At 56.4% G+C, this 21,852-nt stretch carries 17 protein-coding genes; 8 read left to right on the plus strand and 9 right to left on the minus strand.

Annotation, left to right across the window (positions count from 1 at the left end):
• Positions 1–52: 52 nt before the first annotated feature.
• From OCT48_RS13665 to OCT48_RS13675, 3 genes are read right to left on the minus strand one after another with little or no spacing between them, the layout of a single operon-like run.
• Positions 53–1,375: an acyltransferase family protein gene (locus OCT48_RS13665; RefSeq protein ID WP_263589683.1), complete on the minus strand. Its 1,323-nt coding sequence runs from the start codon at positions 1,373–1,375 to the stop codon at positions 53–55.
• Positions 1,372–3,951, minus strand: a complete 2,580-nt coding sequence (mdoH, locus tag OCT48_RS13670) for a glucans biosynthesis glucosyltransferase MdoH (RefSeq protein WP_263589684.1) — start codon at positions 3,949–3,951, stop codon at positions 1,372–1,374. Before mdoH ends, OCT48_RS13665 begins: the two co-directional genes overlap by 4 nt.
• Positions 3,944–5,533, minus strand: coding sequence for a glucan biosynthesis protein G (locus OCT48_RS13675; protein ID WP_263589685.1), 1,590 nt, complete (start codon positions 5,531–5,533; stop codon positions 3,944–3,946). The genes mdoH and OCT48_RS13675 overlap by 8 nt, the downstream gene beginning before the upstream one ends.
• A gap of 660 nt (positions 5,534–6,193) precedes the next feature.
• On the opposite strand from OCT48_RS13675, the gene OCT48_RS13680 reads away from it, so the two are divergent.
• The 4 genes from OCT48_RS13680 (at position 6,194) to OCT48_RS13695 (ending at position 8,456) form a co-directional block, all read left to right on the plus strand.
• Positions 6,194–6,676 (plus strand): hypothetical protein, encoded by a 483-nt coding sequence (locus OCT48_RS13680; protein WP_263589686.1) that lies wholly within the window; start codon positions 6,194–6,196, stop codon positions 6,674–6,676.
• A 190-nt stretch (positions 6,677–6,866) separates the two neighbouring features.
• A complete protein-coding gene (locus OCT48_RS13685) occupies positions 6,867–7,397 on the plus strand; it encodes a helix-turn-helix domain-containing protein (RefSeq protein WP_263589687.1) in 531 nt (176 codons plus the stop codon).
• The gene (locus tag OCT48_RS13690; protein ID WP_263589688.1) at positions 7,394–8,125 is read left to right on the plus strand and encodes an AzlC family ABC transporter permease; all 732 of its coding nucleotides are present in this window, start codon (positions 7,394–7,396) and stop codon (positions 8,123–8,125) included. The genes OCT48_RS13685 and OCT48_RS13690 overlap by 4 nt, the downstream gene beginning before the upstream one ends.
• On the plus strand, positions 8,118–8,456 hold the full coding sequence (locus tag OCT48_RS13695) for an AzlD domain-containing protein (protein WP_263589689.1): 339 nt from the start codon (positions 8,118–8,120) through the stop codon (positions 8,454–8,456). Before OCT48_RS13690 ends, OCT48_RS13695 begins: the two co-directional genes overlap by 8 nt.
• A 55-nt stretch (positions 8,457–8,511) precedes the next feature.
• On the opposite strand, the gene OCT48_RS13700 is transcribed toward OCT48_RS13695, so the two are convergent.
• Positions 8,512–10,056, minus strand: a complete 1,545-nt coding sequence (locus tag OCT48_RS13700) for an SLC13 family permease (RefSeq protein ID WP_263589690.1) — start codon at positions 10,054–10,056, stop codon at positions 8,512–8,514.
• A gap of 613 nt (positions 10,057–10,669) precedes the next feature.
• Here OCT48_RS13700 and OCT48_RS13705 point away from each other — a divergent pair.
• Positions 10,670–10,987 (plus strand): helix-turn-helix domain-containing protein, encoded by a 318-nt coding sequence (locus OCT48_RS13705; RefSeq protein WP_263589691.1) that lies wholly within the window; start codon positions 10,670–10,672, stop codon positions 10,985–10,987.
• Between the two features lie 598 nt (positions 10,988–11,585).
• Positions 11,586–12,161, plus strand: coding sequence for a sce7726 family protein (locus tag OCT48_RS13710; RefSeq protein WP_263589692.1), 576 nt, complete (start codon positions 11,586–11,588; stop codon positions 12,159–12,161).
• On the opposite strand, the gene OCT48_RS13715 is transcribed toward OCT48_RS13710, so the two are convergent.
• The 4 genes from OCT48_RS13715 to OCT48_RS13730 all read right to left on the minus strand — a co-directional run bounded on the left by OCT48_RS13715 (position 12,130) and on the right by OCT48_RS13730 (position 16,223).
• On the minus strand, positions 12,130–13,203 hold the full coding sequence (locus OCT48_RS13715) for a beta family protein (protein WP_263589693.1): 1,074 nt from the start codon (positions 13,201–13,203) through the stop codon (positions 12,130–12,132). The two genes, OCT48_RS13710 and OCT48_RS13715, sit on opposite strands and share 32 nt — an antisense overlap.
• On the minus strand, positions 13,203–14,465 hold the full coding sequence (locus OCT48_RS13720; RefSeq protein ID WP_263589694.1) for an XRE family transcriptional regulator: 1,263 nt from the start codon (positions 14,463–14,465) through the stop codon (positions 13,203–13,205). The genes OCT48_RS13715 and OCT48_RS13720 overlap by 1 nt, the downstream gene beginning before the upstream one ends.
• Positions 14,462–14,941 carry a DUF6932 family protein gene (locus OCT48_RS13725; protein ID WP_263589695.1) on the minus strand — a complete coding sequence of 160 codons (480 nt, stop codon included), beginning with the start codon at positions 14,939–14,941 and terminating at the stop codon, positions 14,462–14,464. Before OCT48_RS13725 ends, OCT48_RS13720 begins: the two co-directional genes overlap by 4 nt.
• A gap of 262 nt (positions 14,942–15,203) precedes the next feature.
• On the minus strand, positions 15,204–16,223 hold the full coding sequence (locus OCT48_RS13730; RefSeq protein WP_412031010.1) for an IS30 family transposase: 1,020 nt from the start codon (positions 16,221–16,223) through the stop codon (positions 15,204–15,206).
• Positions 16,224–16,961: 738 nt separating this feature from the next.
• On the opposite strand from OCT48_RS13730, the gene OCT48_RS13735 reads away from it, so the two are divergent.
• Together OCT48_RS13735 and OCT48_RS13740 are read left to right on the plus strand one after the other, a co-directional pair.
• Entirely contained in the window at positions 16,962–18,710 is a 1,749-nt protein-coding gene (locus OCT48_RS13735) for a hypothetical protein (protein ID WP_263589696.1), read from the plus strand.
• Positions 18,694–20,400 (plus strand): hypothetical protein, encoded by a 1,707-nt coding sequence (locus OCT48_RS13740; protein WP_263589697.1) that lies wholly within the window; start codon positions 18,694–18,696, stop codon positions 20,398–20,400. The genes OCT48_RS13735 and OCT48_RS13740 overlap by 17 nt, the downstream gene beginning before the upstream one ends.
• 278 nt (positions 20,401–20,678) lie before the next feature.
• Here the strand turns inward: OCT48_RS13740 and OCT48_RS13745 are convergent, their stop codons facing one another.
• Positions 20,679–21,653, minus strand: a complete 975-nt coding sequence (locus OCT48_RS13745; protein WP_263589698.1) for a hypothetical protein — start codon at positions 21,651–21,653, stop codon at positions 20,679–20,681.
• Positions 21,654–21,852 lie beyond the last annotated feature (199 nt).

Genomic DNA, 21,852 nt, shown 5'->3' on the forward strand with positions numbered 1-21,852 from the left:
ATGGGGAATCGAGCAGCAGGCACCGGACCGCAGGGTTGAGTCCGACAGGCTCCTACCCCTGCTGGCGTGCCGAGGGGAGCAGCCGCCCCATGAGATGGCGCTGCAGGTGCTCGCGGACCCGCAGCACGAAGCGCTCCTGGAACATCACGCAGAACACCACGGTGAACAGCAGGAAGACCGGGTACATCATCAGTGAGCTGTCCCCGGCGGCCTCCAGGCAACCGCGCAGGTCATCGAAGCAACGCGAGGGCTCGCCGGCGAGGACCCGCTCGACCCGGGTGAAGATCACGTAGAGCGGCACGTGCAGCGCGAACATCGGCAAGGAGGCGCCGCCCAGGCGCCTGGCCAGCCGTCGCAGCCGCGGGTCCGCGGGCGAAGGCACCCGGGTCATCAGCAGGATCAGCATGAGCTGCGCCGGCAGCAGCAGGCCGTTGTGCAGCAGGTAGTACCAGGCGTGGCCCTGCCCCAGCAGCCACACCGCCACGACCACCGAGCCGGCCACCCACAGCGCCATCGCCAGGCACGTGCCCCGGCCGGGCCGGTAGCCGGCCTGCCGCCAGCGCGAGTACAGCACGCACAGCAGGATCCCGGCGATGAACTCGGGCAGGCGGATCAGTGGATTGCGGTGCAGGATACCCGTCTCGGGCATGCCGTAGTCGGTCAGGGCGATGACCACCAGGGGCGGCAGCAGGTAGAGCAGGTTGGTCAGCGCCAGGGCCCGGCCGACATGGCGTACCCGGAACAGCCGCGGCGCCGCCCAGGGGAAGACCAGGTAGAAGCCCATCAGCGCCGAGATCGACCAGGACGGCGGGTTGAAGGTCAGGTAGAGGGGATTCCAGGCGTGCAGCAGGGTGAAGTTGAGCGCCAGGTTGACCGCCAGCTCGGGGTCGCTCATGTAATGGCGCAGGGCCTCGGGATCGGTCTGCCCCAGGTCGTTGTTGACGTCGTAGATCACGAAGCGGATCGAGGCGGCGGCATCCTCCGGGGTGATGGCCAGCTGGCCCACCGCGGTCGACACCAGCATGGCCAGCAGCAACGCGCCGATATGGATCGGGTAGAGGTTCGCGAACCGCTTGATCCAGAAGCTGCGCGCCGGCTCGCGCAGCGACTGATGGTGATCCAGGTAGACGTGCGCCAGCAGGAAGCCCGAGAGGACGAAGAAGGAGCTGGTCGAGAAGAACCCGATATCCGTGATGTAGTGCGACCAGCCCGAGATCGACGGGTAGTTGTGCAGCGTGTGGAAGATGACGATGTACAGCCCCAGCACGAAGCGCAGCCATTCCAGGCCGATGAAGCGCTCCTTGGTCGGGGCCTGGGCCTGGACCCGATCGCGTGATGCCGGGTCACGCGACCGGTCGGCGGTCGGGCCACTCATCCGCTGGCCTCCCGGGCCGGCCCCGGCACCTTCAGGCTCGGCGCCTCGGGAAGGCCGGGCTCACCGCTTGCCTCCCGGCTCCGCCCCGGCACCTTCAGGCTCGGCACCCTGGGCAGGCCCAGCTCGCGCCAGGCGGGATGCGCGTCCGGTTCGGCCCACACCCGGAAGTGCAGCATCGACAGCAGCACCGGGTCGTCGAGCAGGCGCAGCCGCTCGGCCGGGGGCAGCCGCCGCGGGTCGCTTCTGACCGCCTCGGCCACCCGCTCCTCGCGGCGCCGCTGCAGCAGCGCCGAGCGGCCATGGCGACTGGTGGCCAGCGCACAGCCCAGCGCATTGGCCACCGGGTCGACCACCGTCTGGGGGAAGGTCGGCGAGGCGGGCCGGCGGGTCATCCGCTTCAGGTGGCGTACCATGCGACGCAGCACCCTGGGCGGACGGGTCTCCTCGGGAATCCGGAACAGCCGCGCCCGCTGGCTGCGCAGGCCCAGCGACACCCGGCTGGAGAACACCGAGACGGGGATGGAAACCATCAGCGCGCCGACGATCGGCGCCAGCCACCACAGGAAGGTCGGCTCGAGATAGTAGACCCCGGCCGCCCAGGCGGCACCGATGAGGGTCTGGACGCCATGGTTGCGCACGGCGTCCCCCCAGGTCGTGTCGCTGTTGTCGCGGGACGGCGAGCGCCACTGGATCCCCCGCCCCAGCAGGGCCGCGAGCACGAAGCGGGTATGGAAGAGCATGCGCACCGGGGCCATCAGCATGGAGAAGAGCGACTCCACCACCATGCTCAGCCAGACCTTGCCGGCGCCGCCGAACTCCCGGGCGCCCTGCCAGCTGATGAGGATCACGCTGAGCACCTTGGGCAGGAACAGCAGGGTCGCCGTGGCGGTGAACAGGCCCACCGCCAGGCCCGGGTTCCACTGCGGCCAGACCGGGAACATCATCCCCGGCTCGGGGAAGTACTGGGGCGTGCCCAGGGTATGCACCGCCAGCAGGGCCGTGGAGAGGATCAGGAACAGGCACCACAGCGGCGCGGAGAGGTAGGACATCACCCCGGTGAGGAACACCGCCCGGTGCACCGGGTGGATGCCCCGGGCCAGGAACAGCCGGAAGTTCATCAGGTTGCCATGGCACCAGCGGCGATCCCGGTTGAGCTCGTCCAGCAGGTTGGGCGGCATCTCCTCGTAGCTGCCGGCCAGGTTGTAGGCGATCCACACCCCCCAGCCGGCGCGGCGCATCAGCGCGGCCTCGACGAAGTCGTGGGAGAGGATCTCGCCGGACAGCGCCCCCGTGCCGGGCAGCGGCGCCAGCAGGCAGTGGCGCATGAAGGGCTCCATGCGGATGATGGCGTTGTGCCCCCAGTAGTGCGACTCGCCCAGCTGCCAGAAATGCAGCCCCGCGGTGAACAGCGGCCCGTAGACCCGGGTCGCGAACTGCTGCATCCGCGCGTAGAGGTTGTGCCGGCCGGACGCCTTCGGGGCGGTCTGGATGATGCCGGCCTCGGGGTTGGCCTCCATCAGGCGCACCAGCCGGGTCAGGCAGCTGCCGCTCATCACGCTGTCGGCGTCGAGCACCAGCATGTAGCGATAGTTGCGGCCCCAGCGACGGCAGAAGTCATCCAGGTTGCCGCTCTTGCGCTTGACCCGGCGCTGACGGCGACGGTAGAAGACCCGGTCGAACGCCCCGAGCTCCCGGCATAGCGCCAGCCAGGCGTGGGTCTCGGCGATCGCCACGTCGGGGTCGTTGGTGTCACTGAGGATGTAGAGATCGAAGGCCGCCTCCTGCCCGGTATCGCGCAGCGACTCCAGGGTGGCCCGCACGCCGGCGAACACCCGGGGCACGTCCTCGTTGCAGATCGGCACCACCAGGGCGGTGCGGGCGCCGGGATCGAACGGCGTGTCGTCGTCCACCTCGCGGGCATTGATGACATGGCGGTCGCGCCCGCGCAGCAGCTGGAAGAAGCCCATCAGGGCCGTCCAGAAGCCCGCCGACACCCAGCTGAACAGCAGCACGAACAGCGCCAGGATGGCGATCTCCAGGGGCTGGGTTCCCTGGTAGGGCAGCACCGTGCGCATGTAGTCCGCGGCCACCAGGCTCTGGCCGACGGTCAGCACCAGCAGCACCAGCCGCCGCAGCTGACCGACCCGCCGCCAGCGCGACATGCGGCCGTGCCGCGCGGGACCGGAATCGTTGCCGGCACCGGTCATCCCGCGCCACAGGCGACGCGACCAGCGCACCAGCGGTCCCTTGGCCCAGGGCTGCGGGGCCAGGGGGGTACGCGCCAGCGGCGGCGTCGTGCACAGCCGGGTGATGCCCCGGGCGTCGGTCGACAGCGGCGGCGACGGGGCCAGCGGCGGCGACGAATAGCCCAGCGCCAGCCGCGGGCCCACCGACACCGCGGCGGGGTCCTCCTGCGGCGCCGACTGCTGGCCGAGGCCCTCGTGCAGGGCCGCCAGGCCCTCGGCATCGAGCTCGCCGGCCATCAGCTCGCGGCGCGCCTGGTGCGACTCGGCCTCGAAGGCCAGGCGCTCCAGGTACTCGGCGGCCCGGTCGGGGGGGGCGTTGCGCTCAACCATTGGCGGGGAGCCGGTAGTACCAGGTTTCCGACAGGGCCTCGTCGCCGTCCTTCAGGGTCGCGCGGATATCCACCGGCCGGTCCTCATCCCCGCGCTTGACGCGCAGGAAGACGCGCCAGCCCCCCTCGGCCTGGTTGGGCACGGCCCGGCTGGCGACCAGTTCGCCGTTGTCGCCGACGCTGGCCTCCACCTCGAGCCCCTTGTCGCCGGGATAGGACTCCAGGGCCGGCCCCTGGAAATCGAGCACGAAGGCGATGGAGCCGTCCGGCTCACGCACCAGGTCGTCGCGGCGTACCTCGCCCTGCGAGCGGCGCGTTTCGTCGACCCACGCCAGGTCGGGGTCGAGGAACTTGGCCTCGGTGGTCGTCCAGAACATCCGGTAGCTGAGGTTCAGCGGCTCGCCGAGCGGCGGCAACGACTCGGGCTTCCAGAACGCCACGATGTTGTCGTTGGTCTCGTTGGGGGTGGGGATCTGGATCAGCTCGACCTGGCCGGCGCCCCAGTCGCCCTGCGGCTCGATCCAGGCGCTCGGGCGGCGGTCGTAGCGATCGACCAGATCCTCGTAGTCGCTGAAGTCGTGGCTGCGCTGCAGCAGGCCGAACCCCTCGAGGGACTCGACGGAGGCCTCGTCGACCATCAGCCGCGCCGGGTTGGCCAGCGGCCGCCAGGTCCAGCCGTCGCTGGCATCGTGGATCAACAGGCCGTTCGAGTCGTGGATGGCCGGCCGGTAGTTGAGGCTCTCCGAGGGCTGGCCGGGGCCGAACAGGTACATGCTGGTCAGCGGGGCGATGCCCAGCTTCTCGACCTCGCGGCGCAGGAACAGGCGCGACTTGACGTCCACCACGGTGTCATCCCCCGGACGCAGCACGAAGCGATAGGCGCCGGCCAGGCTGGGCGAATCGAGCAGCGCGAACACCGTCAGGTACTGGCTCTCCGGGGTCGGCTTCACCACCCAGAACTCGCGGAAGGCGGGGAACTCCTCGCCGGTCTGCAGCGCGGTGTCGACGGCCAGGCCCCGGCCCGACAGGCCGTACTGCTGGTGACGGCCGAGCGCCCGGAAATAGCTGGCCCCCTGGAAGACCATGACCTCGTCCATGACGTCCTCGCGGTTGAGGGCGTTGACGATCTTGAAGCCGGAGAAGCCGAGGCCCTCGAGCTGTTCCTCGGGAATCGACAGGTCGCCGTAATCGAAGCGTTGGGGGTCGAAGCCCACCTCTTGGACCTCGTTGTCGACCACGGTGTTGACCTTGACGGCACTGTCGAAGTGCATGCCCTCGTGGAAGAAGGTCAGCTGGAAGGGCAGATCCTCATCGCTCCACAGCGCCTGGTCGCGATGGTACTGGATCTTGGCATAGTCCTCGTACTCGAGCTCGCGCAAGGCGTCGGGCAGGTTCGTTTCGGGCGCTTCGTAGGCGGTCTCGGACAGGGCTTTCGCCTTCTGCGCCACGTCCTCGAAGCCGAAGGCCAGGAGGGTCGGCGACGCCAGGCCGCCGAGGGCGCCGAGCAGGCCCGCCACCAGCCAGGGGCGGACACGTCGGGCGGGCCCCGGGACAGGCGGGGACAATCGTACGGATGCTTGCACTGTTCACACTCCTTCGCATTGGCCGAGGACTCGACCATCGTCACGCTCGCCGTGTGGAGACGACGGTTCGGCCGAGCACGCCCTCGGGTGTCCGGCGCAAGGCCGAAGCGGGTATCAGGCTGATGAGACGATACGGGAACCTCCGTGCTCCCGGGCAGTATCCTCCAGAACCTCTCCAAGCTCAGTCAAGACCATGGTCGCCCGAAGCACCAGAGATCGACCGGAGAAGCGGGTTCCTGGTGCCCTGCGACTGCGGGGATCGGCCAAGGTTCGGCCGCGGGCGATGCCCCGGGCAATCGGAGACGTTTCCCCGAGGCAGAGCTGTCGCCCCATTACGACGCCCGGGAGGGACGCGCCACGCTGCCGAGCCCACCCCCATCGCCTCTCCCGCCCGGCGGCAACCCCCGACGACGGCATGGCGACAGCTCGCCTGCGACGTCACCGTAGAGCCCGGTCCCTCCAGGGATATCGATCGTCCTACTCGAATGTAGGAAGGACCCTACATTGCCCGGCGATGCCCTGGCCTAGGATGGAAGGCAACAGGGAGGCAACGCCGATGGACGAGATCACGCTGAGGACGGACGCGATGCGCCGGCGGGGGCTGGCCTGCCGAGGCGGGGCCACGGGCCGGCCGGGCATCCCGACGGGACGGCGGCCGGCATGAAGTGGCCATGGATCGCGCTGGTGCTGGCCGGCTTGCCGCTGAGCGCACAGGGCCAGGTCTACCGCTGTGACGGCGACGGGGGCACCCGTTACCAGGCGTCCCCCTGCCCCCGGGGCGACAGGCTCCACGAGGATGACGCCATCACCACCTACCCGGCCCCGGACCTGTCGGCCTTCCCGAGCCTGCCAGGGGCCTCCCCACCGCCCGCCCGCTCGGAAGGACGCAGTACCCGGGACTATCTCTCGGCCCTGGACCGACGCAACGCCAAGGCCCGCGCCCATGGCAGGGGCCATCTGGTGGCGGGCATGTCGGAGAACCAGGCGCTCACCATCCTCGGCACGCCCGACAGCGTCGGGCGCGTCACCCATGCCGACGGCGAGGTCTGCAAGACGCTGCGCTGGGACGACCCGCCCTTCGTGGACGGCCGCCATCGCGCCACCCTCTGCGATGGCGAGGTGGTTCGCCACAGCCGCCACTGACCGCGCGGGGTGTGCCGGACAACACCACCGGCCGCCTCTACCCGCGGGGCTCGCCTGCCCGCCACCCTCGCCGGGCTTGCGGCCCTCCCCGTTTCCGGCCGCCAGGCTCGCCTTGACAGCGTCATGTTCCTTTTATAGAACGTTCCTTATATCGAACACGCTTCTTATCGAACGGCATGGAGCACTGACCATGGACCGGCTCTCGCTCGGCACCCTGGGCCAGCACCTGCAGCGGCTGCGACAGGAGACGGGGCTGTCGCTGTCGCAGCTGGCCTCCGCCGCCGGCATCGCCAAGTCGAACCTGTCGCGCCTCGAGCAGGGCAACGGCAACCCGACGCTGGATACCATCTGGCGGCTGGCGGTGCAGCTGAACGTGCCCTTCGGCACCCTGGTGGCACCGATCAGCGTGCCGCTGGGCGAGGACGGGGTGCAGGTGCGGCTGATCGACCAGGGCAAGGAGACGCCCCAGGTGGACGCCTACTGGATGCGCTGCGCGCCCCACACCACCCGCCATGCCGAGGCGCACACCCCGGGTGCCCGGGAGTCGCTCACCCTGATCAGCGGCCAGCTGGAGGCGGGGCCGGAGGGCGAGACCCGACGGCTGCATGCCGGCGACACCCTGGCCTTCGCGGCCGACCGCCCGCACCTCTATCGCACCGGGGAGCGCTGGGCGACGCTGCTCCTCACCGTCATCTACGCCGAGGGAGATCCCAGCCCATGACCCTGCAGGCCAGCTCATCGCTGCCTCGCCCCTGGCTGACGGGCGTGCGCGAGGCCATACCGCTGCTGGGCGGCTACGTGCCGGTGGCGATCTCCTTCGGCCTGGTCGCCATCCAGGCGGGGTTCAGCACCTGGGAGGCGGTGATCATCTCGGTGCTGTTCTACGCTGGGGCGTCACAGTTCCTGTTCGTCGGCATGATCACCGGCGGCGCGCCCTTATGGCTGGTGGTCGTCATGACGCTGCTGATCAACCTGCGCCATGTGGTCTATGCCCCCAACCTGGCGCCCTGGCTGACCGCCAGCCGCTGGTGGCCCTGGCTGATGCACACCTTGACCGATCAGGTCTTCGCCCTGGCCCACCATCGCCTGCCGCAGCTCGCCGAGTCGGCGCGGCTCGGCTGGTTCAGCGGCGCTGCCCTGCTGGCCTGGGCGAGCTGGGTCGCCGGCACGGCCCTGGGGGCCATCGCCGGCGACTGGCTGATGGCGCGCTGGCCGCTGCTCGGCGAGATCCTGCCCTTCGCCCTGCCGGCGCTGTTCCTGGTGCTGGTGGCCCCACGCTTCACCTGCCGGCGCTGGAGCCTGGCGCTGGGGATCTGCATCGTGCTGGCCATGCTCTTCACCCTGGCCGGCGCCACCAACCTCGGTATCCCCCTCGCCGCCGTCGGCGGGGCGCTGTGCTTCTACCTGGTGAAATTCGCCCCCCGGACGACGGGAGGTCGCGATGAGTAGCGCCCTCTGGCTGGCCGTGCTGGCCGCGGCCCTCGGCACCCTGCTGATGCGCCTGGTTCCGCTGCTGTGGATGCGGCGGCGGCTCAGGAAGCTCGACGGCGAGCCGGGCGCGGACGCGATGCCCCAGTGGCTCGCCATCCTCGGCCCGATGATGGTGGCCGCCGTGCTCGGGGTCTCGCTGGTGCCGCGCCAGCCCGACGCCACCTCCTGGCTGGCCACGCTGATCGGCGTGCTGGCGACCCTGGCCGTCTGGCATCGCCTGCGCTCGCTCGGCTGGCCGGTCGTCGCCGGCGTGGCGACCTACGGCGCGGTGGTTATCCTGGCCGGCTAAGCGTTCCGGCCGCTGTCGAGGTCGGCTTGAAGTCGCCGATCGCCGGGCCGCGAGATCAGAACTGCAGCCCGAGCGCGACACCGCCGAGCATGTAGCAGAAGAGGGTGATCAAGGCGATCCCGATGACGTTGAGCACGACGCCACCGCGCGCCATCTGGCCGATGGTGACCGCGCCGGTGCCGAAGACGATGGCGTTCGGCGGCGTGCCGACCGGCAGCATGAAGGCGCAGGTCGCGGCGAAGGCCGCCGGGATCAGCAGCGTCATCGGATCGGCGCCGATGCCGACGGCGACGCCGCCGAGCACGGGGATGAAGGTCGCGGCCGTCGCCGTGTTGCTGGTCACCTCCGTGAGGAACAGCACGATCGTGACCACGGCGGCGACCAGCAGCACGATCGGCAGCACCTGCAGCCCGGTGATCTGCTCGCCGAACCAGCTGTCCAGGCCGGTGCCTGCGACCGCGCCGGCGAGACTCAGGCCACCGCCGAACAGCAGCAAGACGCCCCAGGGCAGCCCGTCCTCGGCATCCTGCCAGTTCAGCACCATCTCGCTCCGGCCTCGCGCGGGCAGGATGAACATCGCGATGCCGGCGGCGATGGCGATGGCGGTGTCGTTGAGCTCGCCCAGCGGCCCCAGCCGCTCACCCACCCACGGGATATTAGCGAGCAGTCCTGGCACGACCCACAGGAACGCCGCCGAGCCGAAGACGATCATCACCATCTTCTCGCCCTGACTCAGCGGGCCGAGCTTGTGGATCTCGCCGTCGATCATCTCCTTGCCACCGGGAATCTCCGCGACCTTGAACCGGTAGAGCACACGGGTCATCAGCACCCAGCCCACCAGGATGAAGGTAAGGCCCAGTGGCACGCCGAGCATCATCCACTCGAGGAAGCCGATGGTGCGGCCCAGCTCGTCGGCGGCGTAGCCGGCGACGATGGCATTCGGCGGGCTACCGAGCAGGGTACCGAGGCCGCCCATGCTCGCCGACCAGGCGATCGCCAGGAGCAGGCAGATACCGAACCGCTTGATGTTCTCATCAAAGATGAAATCGACGTGGCCGGCCCGGTGGTGATCGTGCGCATGGCCTGCGGGGTCATGGCCGGGGGAGACGGTTTCCGGGGATTCGCCGCTGCGCTCCGCCACCAGGCGCAGCACGGAGAGCCCGATCGGCAGCATCATCAGCGTCGTGGCGGTGTTCGAGACCCACATCGACAGGAAACCCGTGGCGAGCATCATGCCAAGCACGATCCGCTCAGGCTCGACCCCGACCCGGGCCAGCGTCAGCAGCGCGATGCGACGATGGAGGTTCCACTTCTCCATGGCGATGGCGATCAGGAAGCCGCCGAGGAACAGGAACACGATGGAGCTGGCGTAAGGCGCCGTGGCCTCGCCGACGGTCCGCTCGGTCAGCATCGGGATCAACACGATCGGCAGAAGAGACGTAGCCGAGAGCGGGATCGCCTCCGTCATCCACCAGATTGCCATCAGGGTGGCGATCGTCGCCACCCAGCGCGCGTCCGACGACAGCCCCTCGGCGAACCCCATGGCGAGCCAGACCACCAGCGCCATGATCACCCCGAAGGCGCGCAGGCCCCAGGTCATCCTGGCGGATCGCCCGCCGGGCCCTGAGCCACCGGGCGAGTCCTCGTGTTCCCCTTGCTGGCGAGATTGTTCGACCATGAGCCGATCTCCGTCCGTTGTTCGAACTCATATTAGTTGACTACGTGGGCTACGGCGTAACGGCAGGGAAGCGGCGTTCACAGCGACAGGTACACAAGAACCACGCGCCTCTGACCCTGGCCGTCCCAGAGCGAGAGGGGCCTGGCGGTGGTGAATGGCATGGACGCCTGTCAAAGGGCTCCCGACAGCATCGCCGCCCTCACGGCGCCGGCGGATTCGCCATGGTGTGGTGGGTTCCTCGGCGTGGAGGCATCATGTCGACGACGAGGAGCCTCTGGCGCAGGAAGCGCGCCTGCTCCATGTGGGCATGCCCCGAGCGCGCCGAAGGCTGCTGGTCACGAGCAGTGGCAATAACGGGGTTGTCACCAGGCTTGGAGAAATGGCGCTGCTTGCCCCTTTGGCCAAAGCGACATTAATGGCTAATATCTAGTATAATCATCGGGTTATACCCACCCTCTATTCCAAAAGGGCCCATTGCAACATCTAGACGTAGATGCCGTGTAGCCACTTCACAGCACGCCAAAGGGGGAAAGTCATGACCATCGAAGAAGGCACCACCAACGTTTATGAAGACCTTGGCATACCCAATGCCGAGGAAATGCTCATCAAGGCCCGGCTCGCCGCCCAGATCGGCGAGATCATCAAGCGTCGCCGTCTGACTCAAAGCCGAGCCGCCGAGATCATGGGGTTGCCTCAGCCCAAGGTTTCCGCCTTGCTGCGGGGCCAGTTCCGGGGCATCAGCGAGGCCAAGATGCTGGAAGCTATCGCCGCCCTCGGCCGGGAGGTCCGTATCGTTATCGGCCCTTCCCGTCCTCGCTCCAAGCCAGGGCATGTCGAGCTGGAGATTGCCTGACTGAGATTCAATGGTCTGCCGACCACTTCACGGAAGCCGCCGGATTCGGCCCGAAAGTGGGGTGTGGACAGAGTGTAGGCAGTGCAGTGAACCGAAGGGGATTCCGGTGCAAGAAGGAAGGGAAGCCGTTGTTTCTATTGTGGGCCCAGCTGGACTCGAACCAGCGACCAAGGGATTATGAGCTCGCTTTTAAAACAATAAGTTACTGAGATTCAAGGAAAAGAGACCGTAATCGAGCGAAAGGTACAGTTCTTTGGAATCAGTAGCTTAGCGAAAGTTGAGGATAGCATACGAAGCTGGTGTGTGTACCGCTGGTGTACCTCTGACGTAGCAAATCACTGGAGCCATAACTTTTCGTGGAAGAGCCCTCATTTTCTGCAGCGGCTAACTAGATATAACTCTGTGCGAAGAAATGATCATACAAAATTATGAATATGGCTCAGCAATTGCCAAATGGCACAGACAATGGCACTCCAACACCCTCTTACGCGAGAAACAAAATCATGGTATACTGAAAAGTTTTAGGCAATGACGCACCTCATGTTGTAAACTTGATAGTATAAAGAAGTAGGCGGTCATAAACATGCGGAGAAAATTTTTGCAATCTACAGATGCCCTGATCAGAGGGGCATTGCATAAAAAAATATTGCAACATCAGCACAACTGCCCCCAGACCATAGTCCTGGATGAGCTGGGCCTTGCTCATGGGAAGAATAGAATAGATATCGCTGTTATCAACGGCGATATACACGGCTATGAAATAAAAAGCTCGAAAGACAACCTTTCAAGGTTTACCTCTCAACTTGACCAGTATAGCAAAAGTCTCCAAAAGCTAACTATTGTGGCTGCCCAAAATCATATTGGCGAGATTTTAAACGTCTCGCCAGATTGGTGCGGAGTTATAAAAGTGGAAATAGGGCCTAGAGGAGGAGTAAAGTTCAAGACCATAAGACGGCCTTCTAAAAATCCAAGCGTAGATATGGTCGAACTAGCACATTTACTTTGGAAAAAAGAAGCCATAGAGCTTCTGCAGAAATACGGGATAAAAAGCAATCTAAACAACAAAACTAGGAAAGCACTGTATGAAGAAATAGCAAACCGTGCCAAGATGGAAGACTTAGTAGCTTGGATAAAAAATAAGTTCAATAAACGCGAAAAATGGAGAGCTGCTTAACAACAAATGTAATGTGGTGACTCACACCTACTCCTTTCCATGTTCCTTGGTTACCAGTACCTTCAATTTTATTTAAAGTGTCATATATCCTTTTATCTCCGTGAGAGAACGCTGGCCCACAATATTTCCCAGAGTTAACAATATAAGAACAGTGATCAACCATTTGCTCCCTATCCTCTCTAAAGTTCTTACCTTTTGGTACCAGCCAAGTGCTATCTGTCGTATATACAATCTTTCCAGCAGGCTTTAGAAACCTCATATCCTGATCAATAAAATAAGGAGTTTCGATAGTATAATCCCCATACTCAGGAACTCTAATATCTTTTAGCTCACGAGCTAGTTCTTTATAAAGTAGCCATTCGTGTCGGGTAGGCTCGCCTCCAGGCCGCCGAACGTTAGATAGTTTCAAAGAAGTTCCAGCGACAAAAAAAGTCCTGAACGCAACTAAGTCTGAGATATTCCTTATAGCACTTGACAACGCTTTAGCAAAAACATCATAGGGTTCAAAAGATTCTGGATCTTCAATATCAACAATCAAGTCAATATCGGAAACGGCAACGCCCAACCTTAACATGACTGACTTAATTAAAGAATCAACATTTTGAGACATAATATCATCAAGAGTGATACGTAATGCGACTCCTTTTCCATCAACAGAAACAATGCGCTTAATCTCGTTGACAAAGCTCATATCATGAGAAAGCCTAGTCACTGGGATAGCAGCACACCCCTCTTGCCTTAGCTCTTCAAAAATATAGCTTACAACTAAGCTCGCATTCTGCATCCGAGCAGAAAGAAGGCTATCATGGAGATCAATACAAGCCTTCCTGCCTCCCCACTTTTTGTGAAAGCGTTTTGCAAAAGGTTGAATATGCTCTTGTACTGTTTTCTTAGGGCGCTTCTCCTCAAAATCATATTCAACAGGTGGAACTACTATTAGTGGGAAGACATGATCTTTAACAGACTTATGCAACCTAAGCAAGGCTTGGTACTCACCTTGTCGCCACTTAATTACCGGCATATACAGAAAAGGAACTTCCATCAATCTCCTCCAAGAACATTGCGGACCTCACCATGCCCTACCAAGTCGGATAATATTGTATAGTTGTTTTTCTCCTTTCTAATTCGCCCCGCAATGATACTAGGATGAATCCTCAACCTTTCTGCATCTTTTAAAACTGATTGGCGACTCATTGAAAATCTGGACAAGCACGTGTCCCAGGCTTCCTGAGGGATCAGAGAATCCAACGCAAACTTGTCAGCCTCCTCCTCAAGAGGATCATGATAACTTCCGTCTTCTTCATCAAAGAAATCCATATTTAATGAATCGAACAGATGAAGGAAAACGTGGCCAAGCTCATGAAAAAGCACAAACCAGAAATTATCTAATCTGTCATGACGTAGTGTCATCGCAATGACTGGATGTCCCGTATCCAGCATCATAGCAGCACCGTCTAAATATGTACCTTGCAGGTGTGGCTCAACTATAAATATGACACCTTTTGACGCTAAAAACCCTTTAACTTTTTCAAGAGCGTTATCTGAAGCAGAAAGTAAAGCGAGTTCCCTTACCCAGCTGTCATTTAAGAAAAACTCACCAACATTGCCAGAGGAAGCAATATCTCGGGCCTTCTCAAGCACTCTTGCTTGCCAAGCAAGCAGAGAATATTCTTTCGGGGAGTTTCCACCGTAAAATTTTTTTCTATGCAAAGCCGTAGCATACTGGCTCCCAGCTGCACGTAAAAAGAAACTCTTTACTGCTTCAGCCGGTGATGCCTTATGCTTAAGTTCAATCCAACCTCTTTTTATCATTTCTTTTATGGGAAACTCAGACCAGTCAACATCATCTTCTTTTTCCCAAACAAAAACAGCATTGCCGCTAGAGTTCGTAGACTCCCCCCAAGACTCAGAAATTTTTACACCCAACACCTGAGAAATTTCAATTAGCCTAGATAGGCTAGCCCCCATATACTCTGAAGACTCATACCTTTGTATCTGCTGAGGTTTAACATTGACCAAATCTGCTAAAGACTTCTGAGACAGCCCTTTTGCTATTCGAGCTTGGATTAACACCCTAGGCAAGCTGCTTAGATCAGAGTATTCAGAGTGCCTTAAATGACCTTGTTTTAGAAACGAATACTCAGCAACTTGAGACTCAAGATCAGATATCTGACTCTCTAAGGCTGCCTTTTGCGCTTTGACAAGCCAATCACTAGCCTCATTCCCATTTAAAGAGATCAAGGCAGATTTGAGCTCCTCAACCTGCTTTGAGGTGATTTTGTATTGCCTTTCATTGCAAATCATGACGATTCTCCTTCAACAGCGTTAAAGGATTCAGCTGTTAAATCGATAGCGACAATACCTTTCCTACCCCCAGAGTGTTTTTCTACCTGAAAAAATTCTATAAATTTCTTACCAGGTGCGGCTTCTAAAGAGAAGGGAAACACCTCTCCCAAAAACTTTTCTTTTTGTTTTCTTCGCAGTTCTGAGAAATCAAGGAGAACCGGGTCTAGTAAGCTAGGATCAACGGCATACGGATCCCAACATCCATCGTAATCCCCCGGATTAGGCTTCCCTGTGACATAGCTACCGTCTAGAAATAAGCGTCTGCATCCAGCACGTGCCAGCGCTTCAGATACTTCCAAGAGGCCAGAAAAAAGCTTTCGTCTACGTACATTCGTCGCAAACGCTGCCTCAACCTCGGCTAGGGTTGCCCAGTGGATACCTGGAGGGAGCACGCTCCAAGGCGCGCCATGTATAGTTACTAAATTGGGCAGCATGTACACAACGATAGTGTTGTGTACATTAATTGTCAATAACTAATTCAATGGATCGACAACTAGGAGAAGCGTAAATAAAAACTATAAATATCAATTAGTTATATATAATCCCCTCTTATGCGATTAGGGAATTACAAAATAGCGATTAGCTCCCTTCTACACTCACCCAAGGTTCCAACGTTTTCGGCTACCTGTCGCCAACGCCAGTACGCACTCGTTGATCTCGCGCACACGACGGCGGTCTCAAGTTCCAAGCGCAACGCTATTGAAGGGTGCTCGGTCCACCGACGGATTTCTTGAGCACCTCGGCGTAAACTTCCAGCGGCGTTCGCCAGTCCAGTGTCTTGCGCGGCCGGGTGTTCAGTGAATCAGCGATCTCATCGAGCTCTTCCTGGCTGTAGACCGACAGATCCGTGCCCTTCGGCAGGTACTGCCGCAACAGCCCGTTGGTGTTCTCATTGGAGCCCCGCTGCCATGGGCTATGCGGATCAGCGAAGTAGATCGCCGTACCGGTCTTCTGAGTGATCTCGGCATGCTTCATCATCTCTCTGCCCTGGTCGTACGTCATGGACAGGCGCAGGGAGCGCGGCACTTCATTGAGCTTGTCACTGAAGCCGACGGCCGCCGCCGTCGCCGTGGTGCCGTCCACTTTCGCCAGGATCACCAACCGTGTGGTCCGCTCCACCAGCGTACCGACGGCGGAGCGATTGTTGGCGCCAATGATGAGATCGCCTTCCCAGTGGCCAGGCATCAGGCGATCTTCGATCTCCGGCGGCCGCATATGGATGCTGACCAGCTCGGGGATCTGCTGGCGTCGATCCTTGCCACGACTGCGTGGACGACGCTTGCCGTTGCCCTGCCGTAAGCAGGCGATGAGTTCCTTCTTGAGGCTGCCGCGAGGCATCACATAGAGCGCGTTGTAGATGGCCTCATGCGAGACCTGGCGACGTGAATCGTTGGGAGACATACGCTTCAGTGTGCGGGCTATCTGTTCCGGTGACCAGTACTTGCGCAGCAGGTAGACCACCACCTCGAAGAGCTCCCCGTCGGGATGCAGCTTGGGGCGCTGACGTGGCCGATGTCGCGTCAGACGGGCCCGGTAACCCGCCAGGCCGGCATCATAGCCCTTGATGGGATCGACCGTGTGACGAGCGATTTCTCGCGACACTGTGCTCGGTGCACGGCCCAGATGAGTGGCGATGGCCCGGATCGAATGAGTGGCTCGCATCATCATGATGGCGGCTCGGTCTTCAGCAGAGAGATGGCGATAGCAGTGAGTCATGGCAGCACCGTACCTGATGGGTCACGTGTTGCACTTGCTCATTGAGACCGCCAACCCTCGCACTACTTTCATTATCATTCACAGCTCTTTTTATCTTGCACCTACCAGCGCTATACCAAGACAGTGCCGAAACATTCGGCCCCATCCAATCTCCATTAGAACTCCTCAGGATGTTGGTGGTCTGGGGGCTGATAATTTATCCGGCATTGGCGCCTTGGCTTATACTTGCAGCTGTTGTTCGTGGAACATATGCCATATACTCTCTCACGCAGAAAAGGCATTGGGTTAGTGTTGCATGCAACTGGCTATGGACGCGGACACGTTATCTAGGATGCCGAATTTGGCAACCTTTGAGTCATAATGAATAATTAAAAATCTGCTGATATGAACTCAGCATCTCGGCCTCCCTTTGAAACGGTCCCTAAGGCTGGCGTCGGCCAGCCAGATCATAACAAACATGACGGAGACAACCGAGAGCATGGTAAATAAGTCGGAGATGCCGAGCCGTAGGCGACGGGAAACGAATAGCCGACGGTGGCCGGACTAGAGCTGACAAGTGGTTGCACCACCATATTTAAGCCCTCACCTTATTACAATAAAAAAGAACCTTAATTTTTTTTACCAGCCACACCAAAAAACGGCTTTTGTAAAAAATAACTTATAAAATAATAATCCGAACTTTATCTTATCAACTCTTTAAGCTACAATAACGACACATAAAGACATAACGGTGACCGTATGCGCAAGGGAGAGTTAACAATAAGACTGGAAGAATCCATAGACTCTGGCAGTTTCCATACTTTCATAATAGAACTCGCATCCAAAGAAGAAAGCGAGCAGAAAAACAGGCTTACAGAAGCCTTGTCGACCCTCCATAACAATGGTCAACTAGATTTAAACGCAGAATACTCTAAACTCCCAATAAATGAAGTACAAGACAGGCTATTTATTTTAATCGATGTATACAACGACACTATTCCCTTAATAGACTCAAAGCCAGAAGACATAATTGATTGCATAACGGAACTTACAGGAAAATGTGATGACGAATTTTCTTTTTTTGGAACCATGAGTTCTTTTACCGAGTTCTGCAAACAAGATCTTAACCGGGCAAAGCAAGCGCTAGATTATGTCTTACGAAAAGGGGAAGGCTATGAAAAATTCATATATAGTACAATACTTTCGGCTAACGATAAAAACATCGAATGGTCAATCACCCAAGTAGAAAAACTCGCCTCCCATCATTCCGCTTCAACAAGATTGCAAGCCTTTTCGGCAATTGCCTGCACTAAAGAAATCTCTCACCATAACTGCAAAAATGTTGTATCACTTATTGAAGAAGCGGCAGAAAAGGAAGGTGACGCCTCAGTTAAAGCTGTAATGCTTAGGGCCTTGACATTATTAACAAACAACAACGATGCTTTGTCAGAAAAAGCTGAACCGATCATCAAGAAAATAATAAACAAACCCAACCCGATCATTATTAGCGAAGCAGCACGCCTACTATCATTTGAAAAAGACGAAAACATCAAGATACCAAAACCAACACTATACACTCATTTGATAGAGAACCCACAAGAATGCTACGAAGCCACCGGCCAAATTGATCATCTTTTAGCAAACCTTTTAAAGAAAGGTGAAAACACAACAGCTGAAAAAATCATTGAAGAGATACTGCGGGCCGTTCCTCAAGCAAACATATCGTTATTCAGGTTTTTTTCCAATGAGCTAATTAGAAATCAAGAAAAGTCTCTTCATAGACTGGTCACGAAATGGTTAAAATCAGGGGACTTGCTTTTAGGCCGGGCAGTCCATGACCTTATACAAGACTCACCTAGCAACAACATCGAGTTATCTGTAGATAGCAACCTGATAGAAAAAGCAAACAATGAACTCAAGTTTCTCTCAAGGAAAGCTATAGGCTGGCTGTTTACAAGCCCCACAAGTGCTGCAAGCTTCGTTCTATCTTTGCATGAACATGCTAGCACTGAAGTAAAAAAAGAAATTAATGAACTGTTTTATGAACTCCTCCTCTTGAGCTACACAGAAGAAGTCAGAGAATATCTAGAGAATATCTGGTCAAAAAAAAGCGAAGAAGCACATTCCATTTCTAAAGAACTCACCTCTAGACTAGACGCATACTTCGAAGAATTAAAAAGCGCTTCTAGAAGGAAAGAGCTAACAGCACCAGAGAAAAACATCGAACTTTACTGGAAAGAGTTCGGCCGCTTGGTTGAGAAAGCCAAGGATGAGGGAAAGAAGAGTATTTTTGAGGAAATCTGTACTGTTCAGCACCTCCTCTATGGGAATACCACTATCTCTCATATCTATGATGCTTCTGGACAGGCTCATCGATCTGAAGTGCCTATGCAGACAGTCTCTCACTCATCACAACTTCCACGAATGACTGTTATAGATCCCATCGGCTTAGACATTCAGCTTCGTACATTTCGCTTAGAGAGGCCCCATCATGAAGTTAATTCTTAAACAGTACCTTTCTGGCCTTAAGGAACGAAGCGAGCTTGACGCTATATTGCCCTGCCTGTTGAGCCAAATGGGGCTCAATGTATTTATCTCACCAACGCGTGGAGTAAAAGAATATGGTGTTGACATTGCAGCCGTTGGAAAGATTGGAGACGCGCAAGAAAAAGTTTATTTGTTTTCCGTCAAGGCTGGCAACTTAACACGCAGCACCTGGAGTGGAAATACTGATCAGGCATTGCGTCCTTCCTTGGACGAGATACTTGATGCGTTTATACCTAGCAGGATACCTCCTGAGCACAAAACTAAGCCTATAGTGATCTGTATGTGTTTTGGCGGCGATGTAAGCTCAGGGATTAGACAAGAAGTTACAGGTTACACAAGCCGGATGAGCAATGACTCATTGAACTTTGAGGAATGGAATGGGGACAAGCTTTCAGACTTAATTATTGAAAACCTACTTCAACAAGAGCTACTTCCTAATGACTGGCAGTCGCTTCTTAGAAAATCATTAGCCTTACTTGATGAACCTCAAGCTTCGCATATACATTTCCAGAGACTTGTTAGAGAAATACTTAATGGAATAGATGATGACACTGACAAAATCACCCGCTCTTTAAACTGTGTAAACCTTTGCTTATGGGTGCTTTTTTCTTGGTGCCGCGAAGGCAGAAATTTAGAATCCGCTTACTTATCTGCTGAATTTTCAGCTTTGTATGCCTGGAGGGTTAGAAAAGCAAGTAGCAAGACAAAAGTTGTTTCAGCTTATGAGGGGCTCCTTGAAACATACAACAAAATTACAAACAACTTCCTTGATGAATGCATAATACCTTTTGTTGATCAACAGCATGCAATTTCTGTAGCCGTCAACTCTCCTTGTTCAATTGACATTAACTTGAAGCTTTTTGACTTACTCGGCCGCTTAGCAGTAAAAGGACAGTGGCTGCTTCACCACCTCTCACAAAACTATATAAAAAACCCTCCTACCAACGGAGAAAATCAAGAACAGGAAGCCATCAGAAAAGAATTGGAAAGCACAACAAGATCAATTAAACTAATGGTGGTAAACAACCCTGCCTTGTTGTCACCTTATTCTGACTCGCAAGCTATTGAGATTTTTTTGGCTGTTCACCTGCTTACTCAAAACTCCGATCATGATATTTTTGTAAAAGACTGGCTAGAACACTTAGTCGACAGAAGCACTTTCTCGTACAAAACAAATAGCATGTACCCTTGTAACCTGTATACATACGAACAACTCCTTAGCCACAAAAACCTAGAAGAACACACTGCTTCTTATAAAGAGAAAATCACTAGAGGAAGCATTCTTTACCCGACATTGCTATTGTTCTCTGAGCTCCACCAACAGAACTCACTCAGTCAGAGCATCGAAAAGTTTATTAGAGAAGAGCTGAGCCATTGCACACTTCAATACTGGCATCCAAACTCCTCCAGTGAGGAAAACCTTTACACCAACACTAGTGCACACGGTTCTTCATCAGTGATCAATGACCCAAGTGCCAAAGCCGTCATTGAACATTGCTATGAAGATTGCAAACATTCTAGTGATTTTTGGCAACTTAGTGCTGTAAAAAATGGCTACCTACCTTTAACACTTATAGCAAGCCGCTATTACCGCCACCCCGTTCCGCTTCATATCCTTGAGCCCTTACTTGAAGATTACTTGACAGGATAATTTCTCCTTCCACATAGGATGTGTGCAATATAGAACAGCGAAGCTTACACAAGCTTCGCTGTCTTATTAAAGAACATCCAATCCTCTTAGCTTCTCAATCAAGGAAAGGTCCATACCAGTCGATCCAGATGACTATGAGGTATGCACACCTGTCCCCTGAGCATCTCAGTGAAGCAGTGAAATTCAGTCCCCATGCTCCATTTTTTGATTAACAGATAAGCAAAAATATCAAAAAACAACATACCCTAAATCTTTTCCCCATTTACAAATGGATGAAATCAACTCGAGAAACCTCTAGGAACTTTCATCCACGCATGAACCATTTCACCACTCCCCCAATGAGCAATAAAGTTAGACGGCGGAATACTATACCTCAAAACAAACTCTTTCTCGAAATCAACAACCCCAGAAAACTCAACACCTACTAGCGAGAAGACATTCACTCCCAGCGAAAAATTCACCGAACACCCTTTACTATACTTCCAGTTTACTGGAGAGCTTTCAGGATAACCATGATAAGGAAAATCAATAAAAGTCTTATACTTCTCCCTCATCTTTTTAAAACCTTGCACCCCATCATAAGACTCATTTTCAATTTTCTTCATCCTAATCGGACCATGTTTACGCATTTCTTTAACATGAACAATATCATGATCTGTCTCTTCTTTATAAAGCCTAACCAAATCAATATCATAGGAGAGAACAAGCTTGGAAGAGATATTATTAAAAACAAACTCCTGATCAACAGAGACTGAGTTTTTAATAGAAGGGCCTCCGTTCAGACAACCAAAACGGATAGTCAACGCAGCGTCTCCACTCAACCCTTCCTTTAATCCAGCTATCAAAGAAAAATCAGAGCACTTTGGCAACAAAAATCTTCCAATCTCAAACTCAACAGTCTTAGTATTATTTTTGTTATCTGGATTATAGGGCGTCAAACTATCCCCATCTCGATCATAGTTGAACGCCTTATATCCGAAAATCTTTTTTACATGCATCCCTGCATGGCGACATAAAAAAGACAAAAATTCAGCCTTTACATGGTTATCTATATCAAATCTATCAAAAGCTGAAGATTCTCTTGCAGCATACTCTGCTTCACTCGGAATATAAAATCCATCTCGATGAGGCGTAAACAACGGGGGCAAAACCTCAACCACTTCTTCCCCTAAAAGGTTTTGCGAAATTATCCCGTATGCAGATAATCCGCCCACAGGATCCGTCGTAATCTGAGGCTTATACTCTCCAGGCATACTCCCTCCTCGGCAAGAGAACATTTCCCGAATTTTATGGCGACAAATTCATCTTAGATACTGGCCATTAATTTCGCAAAAGTAGAGTTCTCTTACGACATCTACTAGAGACGTAGAATCCACCCCTGATTTTTTACCTATCACTCAGTAGGAGTTTCTTCATCCCGGCTTATTCATGAGGCAGGCCTGAAAATGAAGA

Origin of the sequence: Halomonas sp. M4R1S46 (assembly GCF_025725685.1) — a bacterium.
GTDB lineage: Bacteria > Pseudomonadota > Gammaproteobacteria > Pseudomonadales > Halomonadaceae > Halomonas.

Bases quoted from the DNA above. Each gene is read 5' to 3' on its own strand.
- OCT48_RS13665 (WP_263589683.1), bottom strand. From the start codon at position 1,375: ATGAGTGGCCCGACCGCCGACCGGTCGCGTGACCCGGCATCACGCGAT.
- mdoH (WP_263589684.1), bottom strand. From the start codon at position 3,951: ATGGTTGAGCGCAACGCCCCCCCCGACCGGGCCGCCGAGTACCTGGAG.
- OCT48_RS13680 (WP_263589686.1), top strand. From the start codon at position 6,194: ATGAAGTGGCCATGGATCGCGCTGGTGCTGGCCGGCTTGCCGCTGAGC.
- OCT48_RS13685 (WP_263589687.1), top strand. From the start codon at position 6,867: ATGGACCGGCTCTCGCTCGGCACCCTGGGCCAGCACCTGCAGCGGCTG.
- OCT48_RS13690 (WP_263589688.1), top strand. From the start codon at position 7,394: ATGACCCTGCAGGCCAGCTCATCGCTGCCTCGCCCCTGGCTGACGGGC.
- OCT48_RS13695 (WP_263589689.1), top strand. From the start codon at position 8,118: ATGAGTAGCGCCCTCTGGCTGGCCGTGCTGGCCGCGGCCCTCGGCACC.
- OCT48_RS13700 (WP_263589690.1), bottom strand. From the start codon at position 10,056: ATGACCTGGGGCCTGCGCGCCTTCGGGGTGATCATGGCGCTGGTGGTC.
- OCT48_RS13705 (WP_263589691.1), top strand. From the start codon at position 10,670: ATGACCATCGAAGAAGGCACCACCAACGTTTATGAAGACCTTGGCATA.
- OCT48_RS13715 (WP_263589693.1), bottom strand. From the start codon at position 13,203: ATGGAAGTTCCTTTTCTGTATATGCCGGTAATTAAGTGGCGACAAGGT.
- OCT48_RS13720 (WP_263589694.1), bottom strand. From the start codon at position 14,465: ATGATTTGCAATGAAAGGCAATACAAAATCACCTCAAAGCAGGTTGAG.
- OCT48_RS13725 (WP_263589695.1), bottom strand. From the start codon at position 14,941: ATGCTGCCCAATTTAGTAACTATACATGGCGCGCCTTGGAGCGTGCTC.
- OCT48_RS13730 (WP_412031010.1), bottom strand. From the start codon at position 16,223: ATGACTCACTGCTATCGCCATCTCTCTGCTGAAGACCGAGCCGCCATC.
- OCT48_RS13735 (WP_263589696.1), top strand. From the start codon at position 16,962: ATGCGCAAGGGAGAGTTAACAATAAGACTGGAAGAATCCATAGACTCT.
- OCT48_RS13740 (WP_263589697.1), top strand. From the start codon at position 18,694: ATGAAGTTAATTCTTAAACAGTACCTTTCTGGCCTTAAGGAACGAAGC.
- OCT48_RS13745 (WP_263589698.1), bottom strand. From the start codon at position 21,653: ATGCCTGGAGAGTATAAGCCTCAGATTACGACGGATCCTGTGGGCGGA.